Raw genomic sequence first — 24,589 nt, 5'->3', positions numbered from 1 at the left:
AAAGCTCTGATTTGAATATATAAATTACAAGTAACATATATGGCAATTTCATAAGTTCATTTTTCAAGCATATATTGCAATATCTCACTAGCAATTGCAACATCTTGGCGTGGAGTTTTGCCGTGTTCTATAAACACTGAGATTGCATAGCGCGGGTCATGGTAGGGGCCATAAGCGATAAACAATTTATGACTTTCACCTTTAGAGTTTATCTCTGGTGTACCGGTTTTGCCAGCAATTTGTATACTGCCTAGTCCTTTTCTATAGTTAAAATTCACCACGTCAAACATAGCTTTTCGAACCACACTAAGATGCTCATGATTCACATCAATATCAAGAAAGTCTTGCCCTGGTTTACTCATCTCAATGTGGGGAATTACCTCCTTTCCTGTTGCAACCCTCGCTGCAAGAACCGCAAGCTGTAATGGCGTTGTAAGTAAATACCCTTGTCCTATAACTAAGTTAATGGTATCACCTAAATACCACTCTGAATATAGCTTGCGTGCACGCCAATCCACATCAGGCAACAATCCCGGAGCTTCTTCCTTAAACATTCCAATTAATGGTCCACTTCCTATACCAAATTTGCTAGCCATTTCTAGTAGAGAATCTACATTTATTTTTTTTCCTATATTATAAAAGTAAGTGTTGCATGAGAAGGCCATTGCCTCGTTTAAAGATACATATCCATGGACTTTGCTTTTTAGGCAACGAAATTTTCGTTCACCTATTTTCATATAGCCCCTACACGAGAACTTTTCTTCTGGTGTTATTATTCCATCTTTTAAACCCGCAAGCGCATCTATTATTTTAAATATTGAACCAGGTGGAATTTGATATGATAATGCACGGTTTACAAGCGGTAATGAAGGATTGTTTAAATTTTTCCAAGTTTCATTTGATAATCTGCTAGTGAAAAGATTATTATCGTAAGAAGGTGAATTATATAATGCTAAAATTTCTCCGTTATTTACATCAATTACCACTATGGAACCTTGGTGGTCTTTAAATATCTCTGCAATTTTCTTCTGTAAATCAACATCAATTGTCAGCTGTATATCTTGTCCGTCTTGCTGCGGTATGCTAGATAACTCTCTCATGATACGCTTCTTAGAATTTATTTCCTGCTCAGATTTTCCGGTCTTGCCTTTTAATACATGATCATATGTATATTCAATTCCACTAACCCCTGCTTCATTTATGTCTTGCTGTCTTTTTGTATATCCGATTATATGAGAACATATCGAACCAAACGGGTAATAACGTTTATAAAGAGCAGTTATTTTTGTATCTGATGATTTTGTTGAATCAGGTTTAATTTCTGATAACATCTGCAAATCAACTTCCCTAGTAAAGGTTTTCTGCCCATCAAATAAAACAATATACGAAATTTTGTTTACTGCGAGTTCAACGCTATTCCTATCCAAAATCCTGCCTCGTTTAGGCACAATAGTAACAACTTTTATCCTATTATTATTGGATAGCACTTCATATTTTTGTCTATCTCGTACTTGTAAAGTATACAACCTACAACTAAAAATAGCAGAAATAGTAAGCTGAATACCACCTAATATGAATGCCCTGCGGTTGAAGACCTTGTTTTTTGTCCACATAGAATTCCTTTAGAATGCACTCATCCTCCTTTTATTGGCACATTTCTAGCTTTCACTACATCACAAACCCTCTTTTCCCAATCACTTAAGGTAACAAGCTCATAACCCGATTTTTTTAGTATTTCAATAATCTGAGGTAAAGCTTCAACTGTATTTGATTTGTTATCGTGATCATGGAACAATATAATCGCTCCATTATGTACATTGCTTAAAACTCTTTCAACCAAAATCTCTGATTTATCACCTTGCCAATCCAGAGAATCGACTGTCCATAGTATGGAATACATATTTAATCGATTAGTATTTTTGATCAAATTATCGTTATGACATCCATATGGTGGGCGAAACCATTTTACATTCTGTTCTGTTGCATTTTTAATTGCCACATTTGTCTTTTCCAGTTCTTGCAATTGCTCCTCACTTGAAAGTGATGTCAACTTCCTATGGGACCAAGAATGATTGCCTAACTCATGACCTGCTTGATGGATTTTGTTTACTATTTCAGATGTTTTTTTATTTATACGCTCACCAAGCACAAAAAATGTCGCTTTTGTTTTATTGCTCTCCAGAATATTAATAATATCTCCTGCTCTATTATAAGACGGTCCATCATCAAACGTAAGTGCAACGAACTTATCTTTTTTATTCAATAATTTCTTTATATTACTTAAATTTCTATATGATAGATCCAAATCACAACTGAGCCCACGATATGGTAAGTTAAAGTTACAATCACTACAGAAAACTGCGCTTGAATATAACAAAAGAAAAGCGATTATTCTTATAAACATATATAATCAGCAAAGTGATAGAGTACTACACTTTTTTGCTAAATTAAACCACTTTTAACAGCTACTGTTTACTTCGTTACTTTGTCAATATACTATATTAATAACTTTATATAATATAGTATGATTGCAAATATAAATACCGTTGCACTTCAGGGAACCAGCACAGTAAATGTTAATGCACAAATTCACATGGCAAATGGTATTCCAGCTTTTAATATTGTTGGACTGCCGGATAAAACTGTTGCAGAATCCAGAGAGCGTATCAGAGCAGCGTTAAATTCAATCAATCTTCTGTTACCTCCAAAAAGAATCACAGTTAATCTTTCCCCTGCGGATTTGCTTAAAGAAGGTAGTCATTATGACTTAGCTATTGCTGTTGGATTACTTGTTGTAATGAATGTGATACCAGTTGAAAAAGTTCAGTCTTATATAATTATGGGCGAGCTTGCACTAGACAGCAGAGTCATACCAATCTCAGGAGTACTTCCAACAGCAATCAATGCAAAACAGGCAAATAAAGGAGTAATTTGCCCAAGGGGAAATGGAGTAGAAGCTTTATGGGTAAAGAATGTTTCTATTCTGGCTATAGAGAAATTAACCGATATTATCAGACATTTTAAGGGTGAGCAGTTAATTCAGCCGGTAACTTTTAACTATAGCGCTGCACCCAAAGAAAAAAATTCAGTTCCAGATATAAAGGATATTAAAGGTCAAGTTGTTGCAAAAAGAGCAGCTGAAATTGCAGCAGCAGGTGGACACAATATGCTCCTTGTTGGACCTCCTGGTACTGGAAAGTCAATGCTTGCTAAGCGATTTATAGGGCTATTACCCGATTTGACTGAACAAGAGATGATTGATGTTAATATCATCTCTAGCATAACAAAAGCCGGTAACGAAACATTTAAAGTAACTCGTCCCTTTCGTGAACCTCATCACTCATGCTCGATGTCAGCGATGATAGGAGGAGGAAAAAATGCAAAGCCTGGGGAAATCACCATGGCTCACAATGGTGTGTTATTTCTTGATGAGCTACCTGAATTTCCAAGGCTTGTGCTTGATTCTCTACGCCAACCACTTGAAGATAGAAAGGTAACTATTGCACGTGCAAATGCTCACATTACTTATCCAGCTAATTTTCAACTTATAGCTGCAATGAATCCCTGCAGGTGCGGTTATTTAGGTGATGCAAGTAGATCGTGCAACAAAGCTCCAAAGTGTGGCACAGATTACAAAAACAAAATATCAGGACCATTGCTTGATAGAATAGACATATGCATTGAAATGCCAAACGTTAGCATACTTTCTCCTGAAATCTCTGTGGAGGGAGAAAGTACCGAGGTTATAAGAGGAAGGGTGATAGCAGCGAGAAAAATTCAAACTGAGCGTTATAGTAAATTTAATATTCGTTGCAATGCAGAAGTCAGTGGTGAAGCATTAAATAAATTCACTGAACCAGATCAGGAAGGGTTAGAATTGCTAAAATACGTATTGAAAGAAAATTATATTTCTAATCGAGGCTACACACGCGTATTAAGAGTCGCAAGAACCATTGCAGATCTTGTAAAAAGTGAAGAGGTAAAGAAAGCACACATTGCAGAAGCGCTGAATTACAGAATAAGAATGTATAAATAAATTAATTTACTTGACGGGCAGCTTTTTTTTGCTATATACTGCCATTAGTGAAATTTTAATATTTTTGGAGTAAAGTTATGGCAAGAATTGAAGAAATAAAAAATAAATACAGAAGTGAAGGGCTTTGGTCAGCAGCTAAAGAAGTTCCTGTGCAAGGTTGGGATCTTGTAAAAGAACATCCGTATAAAACAGCCGCTACTTTTGTAACAATTGCAGCAGTAGCTTCGCTTACGGCTGCTTATTTTTTAAGTCCAGCTTATGCAACTTTTGTTGGTACAGTTGGAACAAAAGCTGCAACACTTGTTAGTCCTGCGATTACTGCAATGTCTGCATTTGCAGTTGCTCATCCACTCATTGCTAGTTTGGTAGTTCTTGCTGCAGTAGCAGCTATAATAGCTGCACCTATGCTTGCATATAAAAACAATAATAAGGCAAGTCAAATTGAGGAAGTAAAGCAAATTGTACTTAATAATTGTGAGAAAGATTCTCAAGGCAATGCTAAGTTAGAAAGCAATAAAGTTAAAATGACTGAAAATAATGAACCATTAACAGTTCTTACTGATATTGCAATAAAATTGGAAGTTGCATCACATCAAGTATAGTTTCAACAAAGCAAAAGGGATAGAAGCCTATCCCTTTTGCACAATTTTTTTTTGCATTCTAAGTGGTGTTGTTTGGAAGCCTGCAATTATTACACCTAATGATTAATAATGTTAAGAATAAGTAAATCTTGTTTACTGTTTGCGTATGTCAAAATGAAAAATGTTTGCATATTGTTAAAAAAGCAGTAACTTGTTATCAAGTGAATTCACTAATATTTGAGTAAAATTTAAATGTCAATCGACCTTAGTTTACCAGAGCTACCTGTATTACACCCAAGGATTACCGTTGTGGGAGTGGGTGGTGCTGGCGGAAATGCTGTAAACAACATGATCCAATCCAATTTACAAGGGGTAAATTTTGTCGTAGCAAATACCGATGCTCAAGCGTTAGAGAAGTCATTATGTGATAAAAAAATTCAGCTTGGTATTAACTTAACTAAGGGCCTTGGTGCTGGTGCTTTGCCTGATGTTGGTAAAGGTGCAGCAGAAGAATCAATTGATGAAATTATGGAGCATATAAAAGATAGTCATATGCTCTTTATCACAGCAGGGATGGGTGGTGGTACTGGAACAGGTGCTGCACCGGTAATTGCAAAGGCAGCCAGAGAAGCAAGAGCGGTAGTTAAAGATAAGGGAGCAAAAGAAAAAAAGATACTGACTGTTGGAGTTGTAACTAAGCCGTTCGGTTTTGAAGGTGTGCGACGTATGCGCATTGCAGAGCTTGGACTTGAAGAGTTGCAAAAATACGTAGATACACTTATTGTCATTCCCAATCAAAATTTATTTAGAATTGCTAACGAGAAAACTACATTTGCTGACGCATTTCAACTCGCCGATAATGTTCTGCATATTGGCATAAGAGGAGTAACTGATTTGATGATCATGCCAGGACTGATTAATCTTGATTTTGCTGATATAGAAACAGTAATGAGTGAGATGGGTAAAGCAATGATTGGTACTGGAGAGGCAGAAGGAGAAGATAGGGCAATTAGTGCTGCAGAAGCTGCGATATCTAATCCATTGCTTGATAATGTATCAATGAAAGGCGCACAAGGAATATTGATTAATATTACTGGTGGTGGAGATATGACTCTATTTGAAGTTGATTCTGCAGCAAATAGAGTGCGTGAAGAAGTGGATGAAAATGCAAATATAATATTTGGTGCCACTTTTGATCAGGCGATGGAGGGAAGAGTTAGAGTTTCTGTTCTTGCAACTGGCATTGATAGCTGTAACGACAATTCATCTGTTAATCAAAACAAGATCCCAGCAGAGGAAAAAAATTTTAAATGGCCTTATAATCAAATTCCAATATCAGAAACAAAAGAATATGCTTCAACTGAGCAAACAAATGAAAGAGTTAAGTGGGGCAGCAATGTTTATGATATACCAGCTTATTTAAGAAGAAAAAAATAATGCAATTTTGGCTACTAAAGTCAGAGCCAAGTGAATACTCGTGGCAAAAAATGGAAAAGGAGCAGGTGACGCAGTGGAATGGTGTATGCAATTATCAAGCTCAAAATTACATGAGAGCTATGAAATTAGGCGATCTTGCATTTTTTTATCATACAGGTAAAGAGAGAGTTATACTTGGAATAGTTGAAGTATTAAAGGAGTATTATCATGTTTATAATTCCAAATTTGGACTAGTGAATGTAAAACTTTTGAAACCTTTAAGTAACCAAGTGACGTTAAACAGTATAAAACAAAACCCACTTTTGAAAAATATGGTTATATTAAAACAATCACGTTTATCAGTTTCTCCGGTTTTAGAGACTGAGTGGAATGAAATAATAAGGATGAGTGATGTATAATACCTGTTGCCAAACAATATTACCTCAGCACACAACATACAGCTGTATGAGTGTTTGTTTCGAAGTAGCCGATTTTGCATCAAACACAAAGCAGTGCTTGACACTGGAATCCAGCTGTAATGCAACCACATTAAAAATGTTGTGTTTTAATATAGCTTTTATATTCACTCACCTAATGTCTAATCAGAATTCCTGGATCCCAGTGTCGGAGCACTGGGATGACATACTTCTAGTGTACAATATTCGTATAGTTGTGTGTATGATACGATGGTCTATAATTCTTCTTTTTTGGGTTCCAATGTCAAGTGATGGGATAATGTGCTTTCTGGTGCTTTATTCATGTTAGAAGTAAATATTCTTGATAAGAGGTGGCATAGTATTACGAAGGACCCACAGAGTTTTGTATTAAATATTATTAATGCTTCTCTAAAAGAATTAAAAATAGATCATTATAAACCAAATATATCAATAGCTCTCGCTGATGATAACTTGCTACATCAACTTAATCTTAAGTTTAGAGAAATAGATAAGCCAACTAATGTACTATCATTTCCATGCGAACAGTTATCTAGTGAATGTGATCTAGGAGACATAGCAATTGCAGTAGATACAATAGAAAGAGAGTCTCATGAGTACTGTATATCTATCCTCACTCACACTGCACACATGTTAGTTCATGGATTGCTGCATTTACTTGGCTATGATCATCAAAAAGAAGATGAAGAAATTATAATGAAAAGTTTAGAGAGCAAGATTTTAGCTTTGCTTGAATTTGAAAAGGAAAAGTATGGTAGATAATACCAAAATATGTTATTTACAAAAAAGGGGTTTTAGCTGTAAAAGGTAAGCAATATGGTTCAGTTTTCTTTACCAAAAAATTCTAAAGTTAATAAAAAGGGCAAGATTTATCCTACTCCTACTGGAGCAAAAAATATTAGAAGATTTCAAATTTATCGTTGGTCTGCTGATGATGATAAAAATCCAAGAATAGACACATTTTTTATCGATATGGATAATTGTGGCCCTATGGTACTTGATGTATTAATAAAAATAAAGGATGAAATAGATTCAACCTTAACTTTTAGACGCTCTTGCAGAGAAGGAATATGCGGATCTTGTGCAATGAATATTGATGGTACCAACACTCTTGCATGCACTAAATCTATACATGATATAAAAGGTGAAGTAAAAATATATCCACTACCTCATATGTATATAGTAAAGGATCTAGTTCCAGATCTAAGCCAATTTTATGAGCAATACAAATCGATTAAACCTTGGTTACAAACAGATAAATCTGCCTTACAAAATAAAGAATACTTTCAATCTCCTGAAGATAGAAAAAAATTGGATGGTCTGTCTGATTGTATACTATGTGCTTGCTGTTCGACTGGTTGCCCAAGCTATTGGTGGAATGGTGATAAATTTTTAGGGCCAGCGATATTACTGCAAGCTTATAGATGGATTGCTGACAGTCGTGATAATAAGAAAGAAGAAAGACTTGCTTCTTTAAACGACCCATTTAAGTTGTATCGTTGTCATACAATAATGAATTGTACAAAAACCTGCCCGAAAGGTCTTAACCCAGCAAAAGCGATAGCGAAAGTAAAACAGCTTATGGTAGAGAGAGAAGGAATTTGAGTGTTATTTCTGGCACTCTTCGTAAGAAAATAGTAGACCCTCTGAAGCATAGGGTATTGTTAATACTCTAAACGTTCTTCCGTTCATGAAATGTATTGTTTCACCATATGATTCCAGTAATCTTTTAAACAACTCATGTCTTTGATTATTAATAGTTTGAAAATCCTCTTTTCCTAAAAGCTTTTTAGATTCAAATAGGTGAAGCATAATCTCGTGATAAGTTGGATAAGACTCCAAAAATTTTGGATCAAACTGAAAAGTTTTTATAAAAGCATTATTATAAAATTTTAGCTTTTGATTCTTACTATATATCGCTACAGCAATCGATAGCTTCTCAAGCAAACTTTCTTGTGCAGCTAAACAATTGCTTAGCTCAGTATGTAATTTTTTTTCATCACTAATATCTTTTCCATACATTACTATGCTATTAGAATTTTGCATTGGAACTTCAACAAAATTAAAAACCTTAGGTTCGTTCTTGTAAGTTATTACACACTCTCCTGGTTTTACGTTATAGGAGCCACTCGCAACAGTAAATTTTTTAGAGCTGCCTATATATTTATCATAAAATAAGTTATAAAACCTTACTTTTTTATTCTTATTGTGCTTCAGTATTGGAAATGGTAAAGAGTCAAAAATTTTTTTATAGTTCTCCAATTCTCGCATAAGCTTACTATTTTCTAACTCAAGTTCATTAGCTTTTATCTTATAATCGGAGATATTCCTTATCCATAACAACACACCAATCACATTATTAGAATAATCTATTATGCTTTTACCATAACATGTGCAATAAACCTCACTGTCTTTTGACTTTAAATCTAGAGTAAAAGATTTATTTATTTCCTTTGCCTCAGCAAAACTTTTAATTAAGCTTTCTGATTGCTCAAAAAAATTTACAAACTCATTAAATGAATAAAAAACAGTATTAAGCAAAATTAGTAAATTGGGAGAAAATTTTTCTATACGTTTTTTTGCGTCCCAAATATAAAATCCATCATTTACAGTATCTATTAAATTATTTATGATAACATTTTGATGTTGTAAGTCCTTAATTTTATTACTAATTTTTAATTTAGAATATGAGAAAAAGAAGAATACTAGAATTAGTAGTAAAACTATTTCATACAAAAAAAACATAGTATTCTAAAACAAATATAAAAATTTATAATCTCTCAGCAAAGAGATTGTACTGAAGAGGTATATAAGTGAAGATTGCCCAATACCCTAAAGCCTAATCTCTTATAAAGGTTTACAGAAGGTTTCATGCAATGTGCTACTATGTATTTGCATTCAAATTGCCTAGCTATCTTTATTCTTTCTAGAACCATTTGAGTTCCTATTCCACGACCCCTGTAAATTGGTAAAACTCCATCGCTATAAAAACCAGCTATGCTGTCTTGAATATAAAGACCGCATGTTCCAACAATTTCGTTATTTAGCATTACAAGAAAAAATCTTAACCTTGAGCTCTTATCATCATAATTCGATAATTGGCGAAAAAATGTGCTAACAATACTAATTCTGTGATAAAAAATTTTAGAAGTGTGTAAATCTAATTGCTCTAAGAGCTCACTACTATTTACAACATTGAACTTCAAATTTGGAACAGCATCATCAGGCAAAAAATAATCTTTTATATTGAGTAAAACTTTTTTTGGTGTGCTAACGTGTTTTATTTCGCATTTTTCTAAAATACCCCCTATTTTTATACGTGGACTTATTATCCATGTTGCTTCTATATTTCGTGCTTTGAGATAATCTAGAGTTCTGCATATGGAAAGCTCAGTACATTGATCTTCACAAAACACAAAATTAAATAACGATTCTCTGGTACCATTTACTGTAAATATAACATTATCAAATTCGTCATGTATTTCCCACTTGGACAAATTCGTTGCATAAAGTATATAATCCTTTAGGTTCTGAATAATTAAGCTTGAATAACAAATTTTTTTATTCTGCATAAACCAACAATAAACAATAAAAGGCTCCTATAAAAACAAAGGCTAAAATTGCAGCTAAAACATCATCTAGCATAATACCTAAAGGACCTTTTGTATTTTTATCAATCAAATTTATAGGCCACACTTTTATTATATCAAAAAACCTAAAGGAGAAAAAGCACACCAACAATACAGAGCTATTCATTTCTTGTTCTAATAATATTGAAACTAGAAGTACTGTCAGCAATTGACCAACTACTTCATCAATTACTACCTCTTTTGGATCATGCGGAGCTTTGTAATGTTGTATATAATTGCCTGTAGACCATAATCCAACTAAGAATAAAAAAAAAATAATTGCTGTACCTAAAATTCTGTCATTGAGTAATATAGGAACAATTGGGTAAGCAGCCAAGCTGCCTATAGTACCTGGCATGTGTTTTACCGTGCCAGATAGCCACCATGTTGATATTAATTTATATAAAAATTTCACAATATACCGAAATATAAAACTAATTTACAAGAACAGAAATAGTATCTTCTATAGAAGTATTTTCATATAGCAATCTATAGATCGCTTCACATATGGGCATTTTTATCTTTAGCTTTTCTGCTAAATCAAATGCAGACTTAGCAGTGTTAAAACCTTCAATTACCGACTTACCTTCTGATAAAATCTGCTGAGCACTAGAACCATTACTATTAGCTACTTTAGATCCAAAAGATAGATTTCTTGAATTTAATGATGTGCATGTCACAACCAAATCGCCTAAGCATGCTGGTCCAAGTAGTGTATTTATATCTACATTGCCGTCACCAACTTTTGCTGAGTATAAAGCCTTAATTTCACTCATACTTTTCGTAATTAATGCTGCATGAGCATTAAACCCAAACCTACCTAGAACAACCCCACATGCTATAGCAAAAACATTCTTTAACGCTGCACAAACTTGTATTCCTATAACATCGCTACTAAGGTACAATTTAATATTTTCTTGCTGTAGCTCTGATACTAATTTTAAACCTAATACTTCATTTTGACATGCAAGAACCATCGAATATGGTAATTTTCTTGCAACTTCTATAGCAAAGCTAGGACCAGAAAAAACAGCAAGAGGATTATTAGGTAAAACTTCATTGACTACTTCACTAGGTAATTTTAATGTAGATTTTTCTATTCCCTTACAAGCCAAAATTATTGCCACATTTTTTTTTAGGTTACAATCATTCAATTGATGACATATCTCCCTTAGAGACTGAGTAGGAACAGCTAGAATTATTACTGAAGCATTAACTGCATCTTCAATAGCTAATTTTACTGATACATTATCAGAAATTGGACAATCAGGTAGCTTGTCACTTTCTCTTTTCTCTTTAATTGATTCAAATATGGCCTTATTGCGAGTCCACAAAATTACATTTTTCTTACTACTTAATGAAATCGCAATTGCTGTACCCCATGCGCCAGCACCTAAAACTGATATTACCACTCAATATTCCTGAAAGTATTACTTATAATTTAAAACTGTAGAATAAGTAAATTAAAAATATAACATAAAAGTATAAAATAGTTTAAATATCTATTAACCTAAGTATTCTTTTAATAAAAATAGCTTCTATTCAATATTTACTAAAAATAGTATTATTATAGTATATCTATTGTATTTTAGATCTATTTGTATAATTTTGGAACGACACATTAACTATTAATTAATAAGTGTAATTTCTATTATTCATTAATAAAAATTTGATTTGTTACTTTCCTTGGTTATATATATTACTAAAATTATAAATTATTTATGGGGTGTAAAATATGCGTATATTATTAATTGAAGATGATCAAGTAAGTGCAAGGACTGTAGTTAATGCCTTAACTTCTGATGGACATTTTTGCGACGTTGTTACTTCTGCACAAGATTATAACAATAATATGGTTTCCTCGGGTGGAGACTGTTACGATCTAGTTATTCTAGATATACACCTGCCTGGTGATATTGATGGATATGATATACTGTTAAGATTAAGAAGTGCAAAAATCAAAGTTCCTGTTTTAATACTTTCGTGTATCTCCGCTGCCAACCATAAAGCTAAAGGACTTGGGTATGGTGCCGACGATTACTTAACCAAGCCATTTCACAAGAGCGAATTATTAGCTCGAATTAAGGCCATAGTCCGACGTACTAAAGGCCATCCCGAATCAGTGATAAAGATTGGTAATATGAATATCAATTTTGATCACAGGATTGTTGAGGTAAAAGGCAAAACAGTTCACCTTACTAACAAAGAGTATTCCATGATAGAATTGCTGGCATTGCGTAAAGGAGCAGTGTTGACAAAAGAAATGTTTTTAAACCATCTTTACAATGGCTTGGACGAACCTTCAGACAACAAAATAGTTGATGTTTTTATGTGTAAATTACGTAAAAAACTTGAAAGTGCAAATGATGGAATAAGCCACATAGAAACCGTTTGGGGTAGAGGATATGTTCTAAAAGAGTATGTTGACGATGAGGAATACTCTAGTGCTAATATAAGCGAAAGCAGTAGTGACTATCAAGCAGAACAAGTGAAGGACAGCGCATGAAATGCTTTATTCACCCATTCATTGAAGCAACAAAATAGGTAGATGAAATAAGATAAAAACCAATCGTAAAAGTGAGGTAACATGGTTAGTCTTTTAGAACTTTACAAAGACTTGCAGCAAAAAATAGAAAAGTTGGAAGCGGAGCTAAAAAGTTATAGGTAAGAAAGTAAGGCTTTAGAGATAGAGAATGACGAGTTAAAGGAAAAGCTCGGTTAAAATTCAAGCTTTGTTAAGTTCAAAAGGAAATAAAATAAAGAGATAAGCCAAGAAGTAAAAGGAATATAGGTGGTCAAATTGAGCGTACAGGATATGTGAAATGTTTGATACATTTACATAGTATGGGGGAATGTTCAAAAAAGTGTGTCAAGCCGCATTTTTAGTTCAACTCAATTTTCAATCTATCTGGAAAGAAAATATCAAGTTGAGACATAGTTAAAGCCCAATTAGGTAGAGCCATAATCCACTTTTGCTCTACCTTTTTTATAGCACAATATACCTGTTTGTACAAGGCATTTGTACTAGTAAATGAACCCTTAGTTTTAGTAAATTTCCTGATTTGTCTATGCAACCCCTCAATTGGATTAGTGGTATAAATCAGCTTCCTAACTGGCCCAGAATACTTAAAATAACTGGATAAGTTTTCCCAATTGTTCTGCCAGGATTTTATAACTAAAGGATACTTTTCTCCCCATTTTTCTTCCAGCTCAAGCAGATAATTCTCAGCAATTTCTTTACTTGAAGCACGATATATTTTTTTCAGATCATTCATGAAAACTCTCATATCTTTACTAGATACATATTTCAGAGAATTTCTTATTTGGTGTACTATACATAGCTGCACTTCTGCACTGGGAAATACACTGTTGATGGCTGCAGGAAAGCTTTTTAGCCCATCTACACATGCAATCAGAATATCTTCTACTCCTCTTTCTTTGAGGTCATTTAAAACTCCCAACCAGAAGTTAGCTCCCTCACTTTCAGCCAGATAAAAACCTAATACTTCTTTTCTGCCATTTTGATTTATACCCAATATATTATACATGCATTTACTTACGCAATGTCCGTCCTCCTTGACCTTAAAAAACATGCCATCCATGAACACTATTGGATACACTGATTGCAGTGGACGGCTGCGCCATTCATTGATTATTGGTAGCAGTTTATCAGTAATATTGGATATCTCTGCTGCTGATATTTTATGGTCATATATTTCCTCAACGTGTGAAGCTATGTCTCTGTATCCCATGCCACTGGCGTATGTACTTAAGACCTTTGCTTCAAGTTCTGGATGTAGGCTTGTTTGCCTTTTTTTGACTATTTGCGGTTCAAAGCTTCCTTCTCTGTCTCTTGGTGTTAATAGTTCAAATGAGCCTGAACCTGTACGTAAAGTTTTTGCATTCCTTCCATTTCTTCGGTTATTTTCTTCACTTTTAGCTGACATGTGGCTTTCTATTTCACCTTCCAGACTTGCCTCTAGCAGCCTTTTTATAAACGGTGTTAATGCTCCATCTCTTCCTGTCAATGGTCTTCCTTCTCGTATAGATGACAGGATATTTGTTTCTAATTCTTTATAATCTACCAAACCAGTAGTTCTATTTGCTTGACTCATATCAAACCTCCATTTTTTATATCAATTTATTACTTTTTTTTCGGTTTGACACACTTTTTTGAACCATACGCGTCAAGTTAAGGAAAAATGAACAAATTTAGTGCACTCAAAGTTGATATTCTTGTTTTTCTATATTTATCTTTTAAGGAGAATTTTGACCAGGTTGAGATGAGTTTTTTGAGGAAAATTTGAACTTTACTGACTACACAATTTAATGTTAAGAATAACTCTCTAACCCGCCTTTTTAGCTCAATAAATGCCTTTGTTAAGCTAAGTTCTGTATTCTTTTTCACTTCTGTGCAACCAACTATGCCGTGAAATATAAGAATTGCGCACAATTTAGCATATAGTTCACATAATACTCTGCATGGCTTTCCTTTTAGCTTATCAAGTCTGATATGGCTTTTATACAATTTAAATAATAACTCAATTTGCCACCTTACTCTGTAAATCGTTAATACTTGCTCAGCACTAATTTTATTTTCTGGAACATTAGTTATAAATATTGACCAGTTCAACAATTTTTGATTTCTTTTAGAGGATGTATATCCCTGCGATCTTGCTAATCTATTAGCTTTCCTTCTTCTGGCCATAGACTGTTCTTCAGTTAGTTTCTGACATATAATTCTTACTCTAATTTTTGCTTCTTTTCCTAACAATACCTCGTTTTCTAAAAATAACTTATCCTCTAAACATTCTAATAACTCCATTTTTTGATTTGTTTCTACATCATATATGTTGGTATCGGATTTATAACGACTTATGAAATAAGCTCCTATTTCATTGATTTGTTTAAAAGAACTTGACACAAAATAACCGAGATCAGATATTAGCAAATCATTGCTTAATATATTACTTAAATGTTTCCTATATCCCTGGTCTGATCTTACTCCCTCCGTTAAATTAAGTTGGTCTATTATCTGATTCATGTAGTCGAAAACTAATTGTAACTTTATTCCAGACTTAGTATTGCTTTCATAGCCACTGTAGCTAGTACCATAACCTTTATACATCTCTTCCATACTGTTAGGTAGAGTAATATAGCTACTGTCCAATAATTTAACACTATTAAATTGCTGTAAGATTTTGCAATCAACTTGCAAGATATTTTTGAAGAGAACCACAGATTCATTATACATCCTTTTCATAAATTCCACTGCTTCTTCAGTAAATCTAAAATCCAAACCTTGTTTTGTTATATCTATCGAGTCCTCGTTTAGTAATTGACACATTGTTTCTACGCTACAATTATCAACCCCTATATTACCCAAGACCATGGCTTTTACGAACGATGAACCTTTTAGCTTTCTCTTTCTTTTTATAAACCTTGTTGTAGTTGAGATTTTATCTGCTTTTTCATTAAAAAATTCTTTGAGCTTTTTTGATAAGCTAGTTATTTTATTCATTGGTTCTCTCACTAAAAGTATTTCTGGGAGAACTTATACCTTATTATTCTATCTCTTTCATACCTTTATTTCCTTAACTTGACGCGTATGCTTTTTTGAACATTCCCTAGTATGGCTGACATTCATGCATTGCCTAGGTGAAATATAAGCCGAGTTCTGTTTATGTAGCTATTTATCTGGAGTAAATGTTACCATTTACTTCATGCGATTTACCCGAGTAGATATGAGAAAAACATAAAATCTACTTCTATTTAATCTTGCTCCTAGTGTTGGTTACTTGACTACCAATGTTGCCATTGTTATGGTGCGCTCTTACCACACCTTTTCACCCTTGCCTAATAATATTTTAGGCGGTAATTTTCTGTAGCCCTATAACTGGAGTTACCTCCGGCGGGCGTTACCCGTCACTACCTTTTCTTGGAGCTCGGACTTTCCTCTGCTGTGTTTATCACACAACAGCAGCTACTTATTTCACCTAGAAATTATACTTTAACATTAAAATCACAAAAGCAAAAGAAAATTTCCTAACAGTCTACATACTAAAAACATTCAGACAAATAGCTAAAGGTGATATTCCGGTACATCATCGCTATCCCAAGATAAGCTTTTTTCACTTTTAGACTCTAGCTCAGTCAGTCAAGATCCTGGTCCACCGCTTGAAGACGATGAGCTACTTCTTGACCGACTACTACTCTCCACCGATATACTGTTTAGCACCGTTCCAGATTGATCCATAGTTTGCATAGATATATGGCTAATTCTGTTAATAGCGATAAAAATTTCTTCATCGCTACCATTTGAATGCGATTCCAAATCAGCTAATTCTAACACATGAGTAGTATTATAATAACCGTGATATTTCTTAATACATTTATATGCTATGAATCCTATAATTCCAGCAACACCTATTGATCCAACTAAAGATCCCCCTATCATTCCTGCCCTATTAGACCCTATAGCAAGTTGAGTAGGCTGTGGTGAAGAAGTAGATTGAGAAAATAAAGTTGTAGTGAACATAGGAGTTGTCAACTCCCTTGTTCTAGTACTTGGCATAGTAGACACTGTTTGTGTAGTTCTCTCTGAGCTTGTTGTTGGCACAGTTGGCTCCACTGTTACTGTGCTTGTTTGAGTCGTTGAAGGTTTATTCATCGTAGAAGTTGACGCAACAGTTGCTGCTGTAGGTTTTACAGTACTTGTTTCAGTTTCCGAAGGCACACTGGTTGACGTTGTAGCAACCGTGGTCGCTTGTGAAGTAGTAGTTATTTTTGCTACTGTTGTTGGCCCCACTGTTACTGTACTTGTTTGAATTGTTGACTCTGTTGAAGGCCTACTCGTTGTAGAAGTAGGTGCAGTGGTAGTTGATGCTACTGTTGTTGACTCCACTGTTACTGTACTTGCCTAAGTTGTTGACTCTGTTGAAGATTTACTCATTGTGGAAGTTGGTACAATGATAGTTGATGCTTCTGTTGTTAATTTGGTAGTCTTTACAGTGTCGGTTTCTGTTGTGCTAGTAATTGCAGCAGTCGTCGTTTTCTTAGAAGTCACAACCGTCTCTGTAACAGTTATAGGAGCCACAGTACTGCTGGAAATAATACTAGGCATCAATTGGCCGTTAATGATATTAACAAAATCACTGAGAGCTTTGATACTGCTTGTCGGTATTATCGTTGCTTCAGAAGATTTTCCAGAGCTCTCTCTATTAAAAGTTATAATACTCTCTCCACTTACCGCAGTGACGATAAAACCTCCTTGACCATTGTCTTTAACATACAATTGTTCTATAGGATCTTCACATTCACAAACAGTAAAATTTGATTTTGGTCCTTTCTTAGCAAGCCTTGCTAAATGCAATTCTTGCGTATTAGAAGATTGTTTTTTCGCAAGAAAAGCAATCTGATCATCGCCTTCAGTTCGTTTTACGTACTGTAGAAAATTTATTTCACCTGGATTAAAGGCAATAGATGAAGTTATATTTATTTGACCATTTTTATTGCTGAGCAAAAAGTCATTAGCTCCCTTTCTATCTTTCAGATTCTGAACTAATTTAGCCATATCGAATTTAAAGATATTTGTTCTTACTTCTTGATTTTCAGGAACGTTTGGTCTCACTTGCGAATAAAGCATCGTATTTTCATCTAGTACTAATTGCCCTGGATTATCAAATTTGAATAATTTTCTTTCTATAAGACCGTTTTTTTCACGCAAAACCTTAAATTTTCCATCCGTGTCTGATTGTAAATACCAAGAGACTAAAGTTTGATCCTTTAAGTTATGAGCGATTACAATGACATTACCATTACCAACTTTTACTGCTTTTGGTAAAAAGTAACTATTGTCTTCATTTGCAAGATTCTTTATATCAATGTTCTTATATAATTTTACTTTTCCTACGTATTCAACTAAGGGAACATTAGTTGAATGCTTGATTTCATAAGTGTTGAATGTTAAGCCTTTGATGCACTTTTCTTTTTTGTTAATTTCTTCTGTAGGAAAGATAACTCCAACTTTATCTATTTCAGCTGAATTTTCTATTAGTGTGGGAGATAATTGGCCCTTGAATTCATTTGCTACGTTGACACATGTATCACACTCGTATGTTTTCGATTGATATAATGGACTAATAAGTAACTTTACTCTACTGCTTCCATTGCCGTTATCTTGATAGCTGAGTCCATAAGTAACTCCATTTCCTTCAATCAACCCTACGTTTACTGGGTTAAAACCTATCGCTTCTTTAACTTTCAGTGTAGTTGTATTAACTCTAAACAATCTACTTAATATAGACATAATTATATTTAAAATTTTAATAAAACGCTATTATGATTATTTCTATATGTAACGTCAATAAAATTTTAACTAAAATTAAGAAATTAATTTTTAAGTACTCTAAGATAATACGCTAATAAACCCAGATTTCCCATAGACAATATGTTTCCTTTGAAACCATATAATAAATTTAGCAGCTTGTTGACAACAGAAATTCCTTTACAAATCCCCCAAATACCCTTACCATGACATCAAGGGTATTTATGACTCAAAACTTGTTTTTGATCTGCAGGCTCAATGACGAAATTCAGTAAAAAACTCAGGGTATTTATTGGCGAATTACATAAAATTATAGCGGCTTTTTTATTTTTTCTACATTCAGCCAAAATCTGCTTAAAATAAGCGTTAGCACATTATTACGGCGCCAATTTACATTATAAAACTCACTACTAGGGGATTCTTTTGCCTTTTTTCCATCTAGTTAATTTCTTAATGTTTATAATCCCGCTACGTGTTAGTGATATAACTATACAAGAAGTAGTAGAAAGCTAGCTTGCATTAGCTTTATTTGTTATAATTACATTCGGTTTTATAAAGTGAGGAGTAAATATGCCAGAAGTTACTGGGCAAGATTCTAATAAGGAAAGTAGAATAGAAAACGAGCTACAACAGGATTATGAATATGAATTGATTAAAAGTTTATTCATGTTTCCTGATAGGCGTCATTTGGTAGATATTGCTGAAGCTACAAAAGGCTCGTTTGATAATTTAATGTGTGCGTGGCTTGTTACAACTGAGTTGACAGACAGTCAAGAAGAGTTAGATGAGGAATTGCTATCTATTTTTAGTGCAATGAGATCTTTGAGTGCAGGAGATAGTTACCGACAACTTCAAAAGTTTTTATTAAATAATAAAGATAATCAAGATCTAAAAACCGTTCTTAATTGTGAAAGGGGAGAGTCTAGTTTGACGATATTGCACATAATATCAAGTATGGCTTGGGCAAAAAAACAATATGATTGTGCCGTAAGTTTGCTTTTAGAAGCAGGAGCTGACCCTAATATCAAGAATGATAAAGGAAGGACACCATTACACTATGCTACTGGACCTTATAGTATAGCTGCTCTCTTAGAAAAGGGAGCTGACCTTAATGCAGAAGATAATGAAAAAAAAACGCCTTTGCATCATGTTGCTAGTGTTGGTTGTTCTGAAGGCGTAGTTTTACTCTTAGAGAAAGGAGCTATTTCTGATCAAGGTGATAAACAAGGAAAAACTCCTCTGCAAGTTGCACGTGATAATCATCATGAACATATTGAAAAGTACTTTGTGACTTATAAGCGAGATAAGTTGAGTGATAAGTTACGCTCTATAATGGAAACAAAAGATTGGTTCGAAGATGGTTCAGGTTACGTTTTAACTAAGAGACAGGGGGGCTTGAGAAGAAAGTTGTTGGATATAGTAAACAACTCAGAAGGTGATTCAGTTGTTGAAGATCTACAAGAATTCTTAGATGATTTTGGGAATGATCAAGATCTAAGAATGGTTTTGAATCTTCGAAGTAATGAAGGAGAGTTACAGGTGCATCAACATGCTAAAAATCTTGATTCTTTTGCTCGTTCAGGTACTGATGAAAGAGCAAAAAACCAACTTAAGTTTGAAGTAAAAAGATTACTTTTGAAAGCAGATGCAATCAATTTACAATGGTCAAGTTATGATGAGAAGGAGTATTGTTCTAGGGATTTATGGAGTAATTTACCGCCGAATCGACAGATAAAGCTAAAAGAATTTTTAGATAAAGTTTCTAAAGCTCAAAATATGGATGAACTGGAAGGAGTTGTAAACGAAGCTATTCTCTCAGGAGGAAGATTTAACAGACGATTTTCTCAAGATAAGAAGCGTAACTTTACAGATTGTGTTATGGAAAGGATTGGTGAGTTAGGAAAGAATCCTGAAGTTGCAAGCAGGATAGTATGCAAGTTGGTATCAATAGGGGCAGTGTTATATAATAAGGATAATATGAAAGTAATTGATACACTAGAATCTGAATTTAAAGAGCACAAAGGGAATATGATAGAAGCTTATTACGAGTATATATATAGCACTCTAGATTTTATGGAAGTTATAAAAGGAGCAGTTATTAATGGTGTGGTAAGAAATGCAAAAATGGATAACACCACTTTGTATTCAGAATATTCTGAGGATAGCACAATAAATGTTGCAAGGCTCACAGAAAAAGCTAGTGAGTTAAGGCGAGCTCAGGGAAACATAGACTATGAAAGAGATATAATAAAGATTGGTAAAAGTGAGGTAGCAATTATAACAAAGAATGGTATAAGGAATTACACCAATCTTGCGGACGATAGTGATATAGTGTTGACTTTCCCTACCACTAAGGGAGAGTTAGACGTTAGGTTATATCCTGATAAGCAAAATAAAAACTGGATAAAGGTAGAAGTAAGAGATCAAGAGAGGTTGAAAGAATTAAAAGATTGTGGAGAAGAAATAGGAAAAAATTGCTTATTTGGTGGTTACTCAGTTTACAATGCTATTGAACGTGGGTACTTTGAAAGGCCTGCAGGAATTTTCCAGGGAGAAAGATTACAAAGTGGTGAAAAAGTTTCTCATGTAGATCAATTACAAAGTAAAAAAAATAATAAGGTACGTCAAATTGGATTATACTAAGCTTGGTTTACAGTAGGTCTTAGATTATGCAAGAAGTCTAATTGCAATTGTTAACTCTTCAAGTATAATTTGTTGAGATTTACATGAACCTTATTAGATGAAAGAGAAAGAAGAGCAGTTTAGTTTTACACCAGACAATCTTAGCAAAGCAAAAAAGTCTATAGAGATGTATCCTAAAGGTAGAGAAGGAAGCGCTGTTATGCCTTTACTGTATCTAGTACAAGAACAATGCGGATGGGTTCCTGAATCTGCCATGCGCTACGTTGCTGACATGCTTCATATTCCACATATTCGCGTGTATGAAGTGGCAAATTTTTATACCATGTATAATTTAAAGCCAGTAGGTAAATATCTAATACAAGTTTGTAGAACAACTCCTTGCTGGTTATGCAATAGCGAGGAAGTTTTAAGTACCTTTAAAAAGAAGCTTGGAATCAATATCGGTGAAACCACTAAAGATAATCTATTTACTTTAAAGGAAGTTGAATGTCTTGGTGCATGTGTTAATGCCCCTGTTGTACAGATCAATAACGATTTTTATGAAAACCTCACTCCTGAAAAAGTGGAAAATATCATAGCAGAACTTTCAAGTAAATAGATGGAAAAGTTCTCGTTTAGGATAACCAAGCAATCAGGTTCTGCAAGAGTTGGAACGATCAAAACTCCAAATGGAAGTATAGAAACACCAGCATTTATATTTTGTGCAACCAAAGCTGCTATTAAAGCTGCAGATATCGAGAGAATCAGAGAAGCAGGTACTCAGATAATACTTTCCAACACCTATCACCTAATGCTCCAACCGGGAGAAGATACTGTGGCAAAGCTTGGTGGCTTGCACAAGATGATGGGATGGAGTGGGCCAATGCTCACTGATTCTGGTGGATACCAGATATTTAGTTTAGGACACGGATCAGTTTCAGAAGAGATAAAGGGAGTAAGACAGAAACAAAAAACTCTGATCAAAATTAACGAGGATGGGGCAATTTTTCGTTCTTACATAAATGGTAAAACTTATTGTCTAACTCCTGAAAAGTCGATACAAATTCAACAAAAATTAGGTGCAGATTTAATCTTAGTTTTAGATGAATGTACTCCATTTCACGTCAGCAAGGAGTACACAAGGAAATCGATGCTCATGAGCCATAGATGGGCTGAACGTTCTTTAAATGAATTTGAAAAAAATAATAATGGCAAACAGGTGCTTTATGGAATTAGTCAAGGCGGAGTGTATCAAGATTTGCGTAGAGAAAGTTGTGATTTTATCAACGATTTGCCATTTTTTGGTCAAGCAATAGGTGGATCACTTGGTCAAAGTAAAGAGCAGATGTATGATGTAGTTTCCTTTATTATGAAACATTTAAAAAAAGATAGGCCTACTCATTTGCTTGGTATTGGTGGAATTGTAGACATTTTTCGTGGAGTAGAGCTTGGAGTTGATACATTTGATTGCGTGCATCCAACTCGCCTCGCAAGACATGGTGGCGCGCTTGTTAAAGTAAAAAATAGAGATTCTATTTCTTCAAAGTGCAAAGAGCATATTAATTTGCGAAATCAACGATTCGAACTAGATGATAACCCAATTGAAAATGACTGTTTGTGCTTTACTTGCAGAAAACATTCAAGAGCCTATATACACCATCTACTGAAAGCTAAAGAGTTGCTGGCTTATACACTCGTTACCATTCACAATGTTTTCTTCATGAATAAGTTGATGGAATCAATAAGACAAGCAATATTGAATGATAGGCTAGATCAGGAAAAAAATAATTGGATTAGTGAAATACCGCTGCATTGTGAATTATATACCTAGTTCATATTTTGTACATGTGCGTTGCATTTTTTAATCTTCTTTAAAAACTTGACAGTACCGTATATATACGGGTATACTAGAAATATAATTTTGTGAGGCATTTATGGTTAAAAATAAAGAAAAACATCAAATAGCGTTTTGCGTTTCAGCCTTTACACTCTTAGCTGGTTTATCATTGATCTCAACTGGAATTGCAGTGGGTACCGTACCTGCTATAGCTTCTTGTTTAGTGATAGGAGGAATTTTAACTGCCTTGTCTATTGTGCAATCAGTAGAAAGCTATTTATTTTTACAAAACAGCGAAAAAGCTTTCAATAAAATAATTAGTGGTATACGCGATGAACCAGAAAGGAAACTTTTTATAGAAAGGATTTTGCAACCATTCATTGAACTTTTTAGTGAGCATAAGCAACATAATTAAAGTACACTAAGCATAGAAACAACTTTATCGTAACTTGGCAGTGAATTAATTTCTCCAATCGCAGCTAAAGTAATTTTTTCATGCTGAGATAGCAATTCTTCTGCTGCTTTTTTTATATCGTAAATAGTAACAGCACTAATTTTTTCTATTAATTCATTTTTACTGATGTATTTATTATAGTTACCGTAGTAGTGTCCTAATGTTTCAGCACGTGAGCTAACACTTTCGCGTGACATTAAAATTTGAGATTTTACTCGTTCTTTTACTCTATTTACTTCTTCTTCCTTTAAATCATCTGTAGACAATTTCTTTAGCTCTGTCGTTATGGATTTTAAAAGCTTATCTAGATTACTACTATCTGTACCAGCAAAAATCGAAAGCATTCCCGTATCAGCATAGCTAGAGTTGAATGAGTAAATGGAGTAAGCAAGACCCTGCTTTTCTCTTACTTCCTGAAATAGGCGTGATGACATTCCGCTTCCCAGTATGGCATCAAGAACTTTGAATGTATGATATCTATTATCATCACGAGAAACACTAGGTAGACCAATTAATAAATGTACTTGATCTAATTTACGATGTTCTAAATACTCACCACCGGTATAACTTGCATTCTCGCTTTTTTTCAGCTCTTTTGAATGAATCTTTGAGAGAAAGTCTTTGATTAATTGAACAACTTCCTCATGTTCAACATTTCCTGCAACAGCAAATATAATGTTCTCGCCAAAGTAATGCTCATTTATGTAGTTATCTAGATTAGCTCGAGTAAAAGATTTGACAGTATCTTGCGTACCCAAGATTGACCTACCAAATGGTTGATCTTTATAAGCTGCTTCAAAATACTTATCAAAAATGATATCGCTCGGTGAATCATTAGTTTGAAAAATCTCTTGTATTACAACACCCTTTTCGCGTTCCAATTCATCGTCTGGAAATGTAGAATTCATTAATATATCTATTAATATATCAATGCCAGTATTTATATCTTTTTTAAGAACCTTTGCGTAATAACTGGTGCTTTCTCTACCGGTGCAGGCATTGAAGGCTCCACCTATATCATCAAAAGCTTTTGCAATTTCAAATGCAGTCCTCGTTTTCGTTCCTTTGAAAGCCATGTGCTCTAGGAAATGAGATATTCCATTTTGACTTGCACTTTCAGCTCTACTGCCAACACCAACTCGTATATTTAAAGCTACGGAATCAACTTCATGCACTCGCTCAGTTATTATGCGCAGACCATTATCTAGTTTTGTTACTTGTGGTATATTCATC

At 34.1% G+C, this 24,589-nt stretch carries 22 protein-coding genes and 1 other RNA gene; 11 read left to right on the top strand and 12 right to left on the bottom strand.

Annotation, left to right across the window (positions count from 1 at the left end; translation table 11 throughout):
- Positions 1-56 precede the first annotated feature (56 nt).
- Positions 57-1,613, bottom strand: coding sequence for a penicillin-binding transpeptidase domain-containing protein (locus AAGD65_RS01360; protein ID WP_319803477.1), 1,557 nt, complete (start codon positions 1,611-1,613; stop codon positions 57-59).
- A gap of 20 nt (positions 1,614-1,633) precedes the next feature.
- Positions 1,634-2,404, bottom strand: a complete 771-nt coding sequence (locus tag AAGD65_RS01355; protein WP_264683050.1) for a polysaccharide deacetylase family protein — start codon at positions 2,402-2,404, stop codon at positions 1,634-1,636.
- A 120-nt stretch (positions 2,405-2,524) separates the two neighbouring features.
- Between AAGD65_RS01355 and AAGD65_RS01350 the strand changes: the two genes are divergently transcribed.
- The 6 genes from AAGD65_RS01350 (at position 2,525) to AAGD65_RS01325 (ending at position 8,093) form a co-directional block, all read left to right on the top strand.
- Complete coding sequence (locus AAGD65_RS01350) at positions 2,525-4,036, top strand: YifB family Mg chelatase-like AAA ATPase (RefSeq protein ID WP_341810959.1); 1,512 nt, start codon at positions 2,525-2,527, stop codon at positions 4,034-4,036.
- A 77-nt stretch (positions 4,037-4,113) separates the two neighbouring features.
- Positions 4,114-4,638, top strand: coding sequence for a hypothetical protein (locus AAGD65_RS01345; RefSeq protein ID WP_264682997.1), 525 nt, complete (start codon positions 4,114-4,116; stop codon positions 4,636-4,638).
- Between the two features lie 231 nt (positions 4,639-4,869).
- Positions 4,870-6,054 carry a cell division protein FtsZ gene (ftsZ, locus tag AAGD65_RS01340; protein WP_264682995.1) on the top strand — a complete coding sequence of 395 codons (1,185 nt, stop codon included), beginning with the start codon at positions 4,870-4,872 and terminating at the stop codon, positions 6,052-6,054.
- Positions 6,054-6,452 carry an EVE domain-containing protein gene (locus AAGD65_RS01335; protein ID WP_015587882.1) on the top strand — a complete coding sequence of 133 codons (399 nt, stop codon included), beginning with the start codon at positions 6,054-6,056 and terminating at the stop codon, positions 6,450-6,452. Before ftsZ ends, AAGD65_RS01335 begins: the two co-directional genes overlap by 1 nt.
- Positions 6,453-6,791: 339 nt before the next feature.
- Positions 6,792-7,250, top strand: a complete 459-nt coding sequence (ybeY, locus tag AAGD65_RS01330; RefSeq protein ID WP_015587883.1) for an rRNA maturation RNase YbeY — start codon at positions 6,792-6,794, stop codon at positions 7,248-7,250.
- Between the two features lie 54 nt (positions 7,251-7,304).
- On the top strand, positions 7,305-8,093 hold the full coding sequence (locus AAGD65_RS01325) for a succinate dehydrogenase iron-sulfur subunit (RefSeq protein WP_007302009.1): 789 nt from the start codon (positions 7,305-7,307) through the stop codon (positions 8,091-8,093).
- A 3-nt stretch (positions 8,094-8,096) separates the two neighbouring features.
- Here AAGD65_RS01325 and AAGD65_RS01320 read toward each other — a convergent pair whose 3' ends face one another.
- From AAGD65_RS01320 to AAGD65_RS01305, 4 genes are all read right to left on the bottom strand, one after another.
- Positions 8,097-9,233, bottom strand: a complete 1,137-nt coding sequence (locus tag AAGD65_RS01320; RefSeq protein WP_264682992.1) for a hypothetical protein — start codon at positions 9,231-9,233, stop codon at positions 8,097-8,099.
- Positions 9,234-9,268: 35 nt separating this feature from the next.
- Positions 9,269-10,060, bottom strand: a complete 792-nt coding sequence (locus tag AAGD65_RS01315; RefSeq protein WP_064085647.1) for a GNAT family N-acetyltransferase — start codon at positions 10,058-10,060, stop codon at positions 9,269-9,271.
- Positions 10,050-10,475, bottom strand: a complete 426-nt coding sequence (locus tag AAGD65_RS01310; protein ID WP_341810958.1) for a phosphatidylglycerophosphatase A — start codon at positions 10,473-10,475, stop codon at positions 10,050-10,052. The genes AAGD65_RS01315 and AAGD65_RS01310 overlap by 11 nt, the downstream gene beginning before the upstream one ends.
- Positions 10,476-10,551: 76 nt before the next feature.
- Positions 10,552-11,529: an NAD(P)H-dependent glycerol-3-phosphate dehydrogenase gene (locus AAGD65_RS01305; protein WP_064085646.1), complete on the bottom strand. Its 978-nt coding sequence runs from the start codon at positions 11,527-11,529 to the stop codon at positions 10,552-10,554.
- Positions 11,530-11,852: 323 nt separating this feature from the next.
- Between AAGD65_RS01305 and AAGD65_RS01300 the strand changes: the two genes are divergently transcribed.
- Positions 11,853-12,623, top strand: a complete 771-nt coding sequence (locus AAGD65_RS01300) for a response regulator transcription factor (protein WP_264682989.1) — start codon at positions 11,853-11,855, stop codon at positions 12,621-12,623.
- A gap of 376 nt (positions 12,624-12,999) precedes the next feature.
- On the opposite strand, the gene AAGD65_RS01295 is transcribed toward AAGD65_RS01300, so the two are convergent.
- The 5 genes from AAGD65_RS01295 to AAGD65_RS01275 form a co-directional block, all read right to left on the bottom strand.
- Positions 13,000-14,232: an IS256 family transposase gene (locus AAGD65_RS01295; RefSeq protein WP_341810867.1), complete on the bottom strand. Its 1,233-nt coding sequence runs from the start codon at positions 14,230-14,232 to the stop codon at positions 13,000-13,002.
- Positions 14,233-14,309: 77 nt separating this feature from the next.
- Positions 14,310-15,638 carry an IS4 family transposase gene (locus tag AAGD65_RS01290; protein ID WP_264682442.1) on the bottom strand — a complete coding sequence of 443 codons (1,329 nt, stop codon included), beginning with the start codon at positions 15,636-15,638 and terminating at the stop codon, positions 14,310-14,312.
- A gap of 129 nt (positions 15,639-15,767) precedes the next feature.
- Positions 15,768-16,117, bottom strand: an RNA gene (rnpB, locus tag AAGD65_RS01285) — RNase P RNA component class A.
- 157 nt (positions 16,118-16,274) lie between these two features.
- Positions 16,275-17,021, bottom strand: coding sequence for a hypothetical protein (locus AAGD65_RS01280; RefSeq protein WP_341810957.1), 747 nt, complete (start codon positions 17,019-17,021; stop codon positions 16,275-16,277).
- A 15-nt stretch (positions 17,022-17,036) separates the two neighbouring features.
- Positions 17,037-18,425 (bottom strand): hypothetical protein, encoded by a 1,389-nt coding sequence (locus AAGD65_RS01275; protein WP_341810956.1) that lies wholly within the window; start codon positions 18,423-18,425, stop codon positions 17,037-17,039.
- 588 nt (positions 18,426-19,013) lie between these two features.
- On the opposite strand from AAGD65_RS01275, the gene AAGD65_RS01270 reads away from it, so the two are divergent.
- From AAGD65_RS01270 to AAGD65_RS01255, 4 genes are all read left to right on the top strand, one after another.
- A complete protein-coding gene (locus AAGD65_RS01270) occupies positions 19,014-21,086 on the top strand; it encodes an ankyrin repeat domain-containing protein (RefSeq protein WP_341810955.1) in 2,073 nt (690 codons plus the stop codon).
- A gap of 97 nt (positions 21,087-21,183) precedes the next feature.
- Positions 21,184-21,684 (top strand): NADH-quinone oxidoreductase subunit NuoE, encoded by a 501-nt coding sequence (gene nuoE, locus AAGD65_RS01265; protein WP_010402402.1) that lies wholly within the window; start codon positions 21,184-21,186, stop codon positions 21,682-21,684.
- Positions 21,685-22,896, top strand: coding sequence for a tRNA guanosine(34) transglycosylase Tgt (tgt, locus tag AAGD65_RS01260; protein WP_264682981.1), 1,212 nt, complete (start codon positions 21,685-21,687; stop codon positions 22,894-22,896). It begins immediately after the preceding gene.
- A gap of 103 nt (positions 22,897-22,999) precedes the next feature.
- Positions 23,000-23,317: a hypothetical protein gene (locus AAGD65_RS01255; RefSeq protein ID WP_264682976.1), complete on the top strand. Its 318-nt coding sequence runs from the start codon at positions 23,000-23,002 to the stop codon at positions 23,315-23,317.
- Here AAGD65_RS01255 and AAGD65_RS01250 read toward each other — a convergent pair.
- The gene (locus tag AAGD65_RS01250; RefSeq protein ID WP_264682975.1) at positions 23,314-24,588 is read right to left on the bottom strand and encodes a M16 family metallopeptidase; all 1,275 of its coding nucleotides are present in this window, start codon (positions 24,586-24,588) and stop codon (positions 23,314-23,316) included. The genes AAGD65_RS01255 and AAGD65_RS01250 overlap by 4 nt on opposite strands.
- Between the last annotated feature and the right edge of the window lies 1 nt (position 24,589).

The organism is Wolbachia endosymbiont (group B) of Chesias legatella (assembly GCF_964026945.1).
In the GTDB taxonomy this organism is placed as follows: domain Bacteria; phylum Pseudomonadota; class Alphaproteobacteria; order Rickettsiales; family Anaplasmataceae; genus Wolbachia.
The sequence above is the reverse complement of the archived record's forward strand: the minus strand, read 5'-3'. Positions and strand labels throughout refer to the sequence as shown.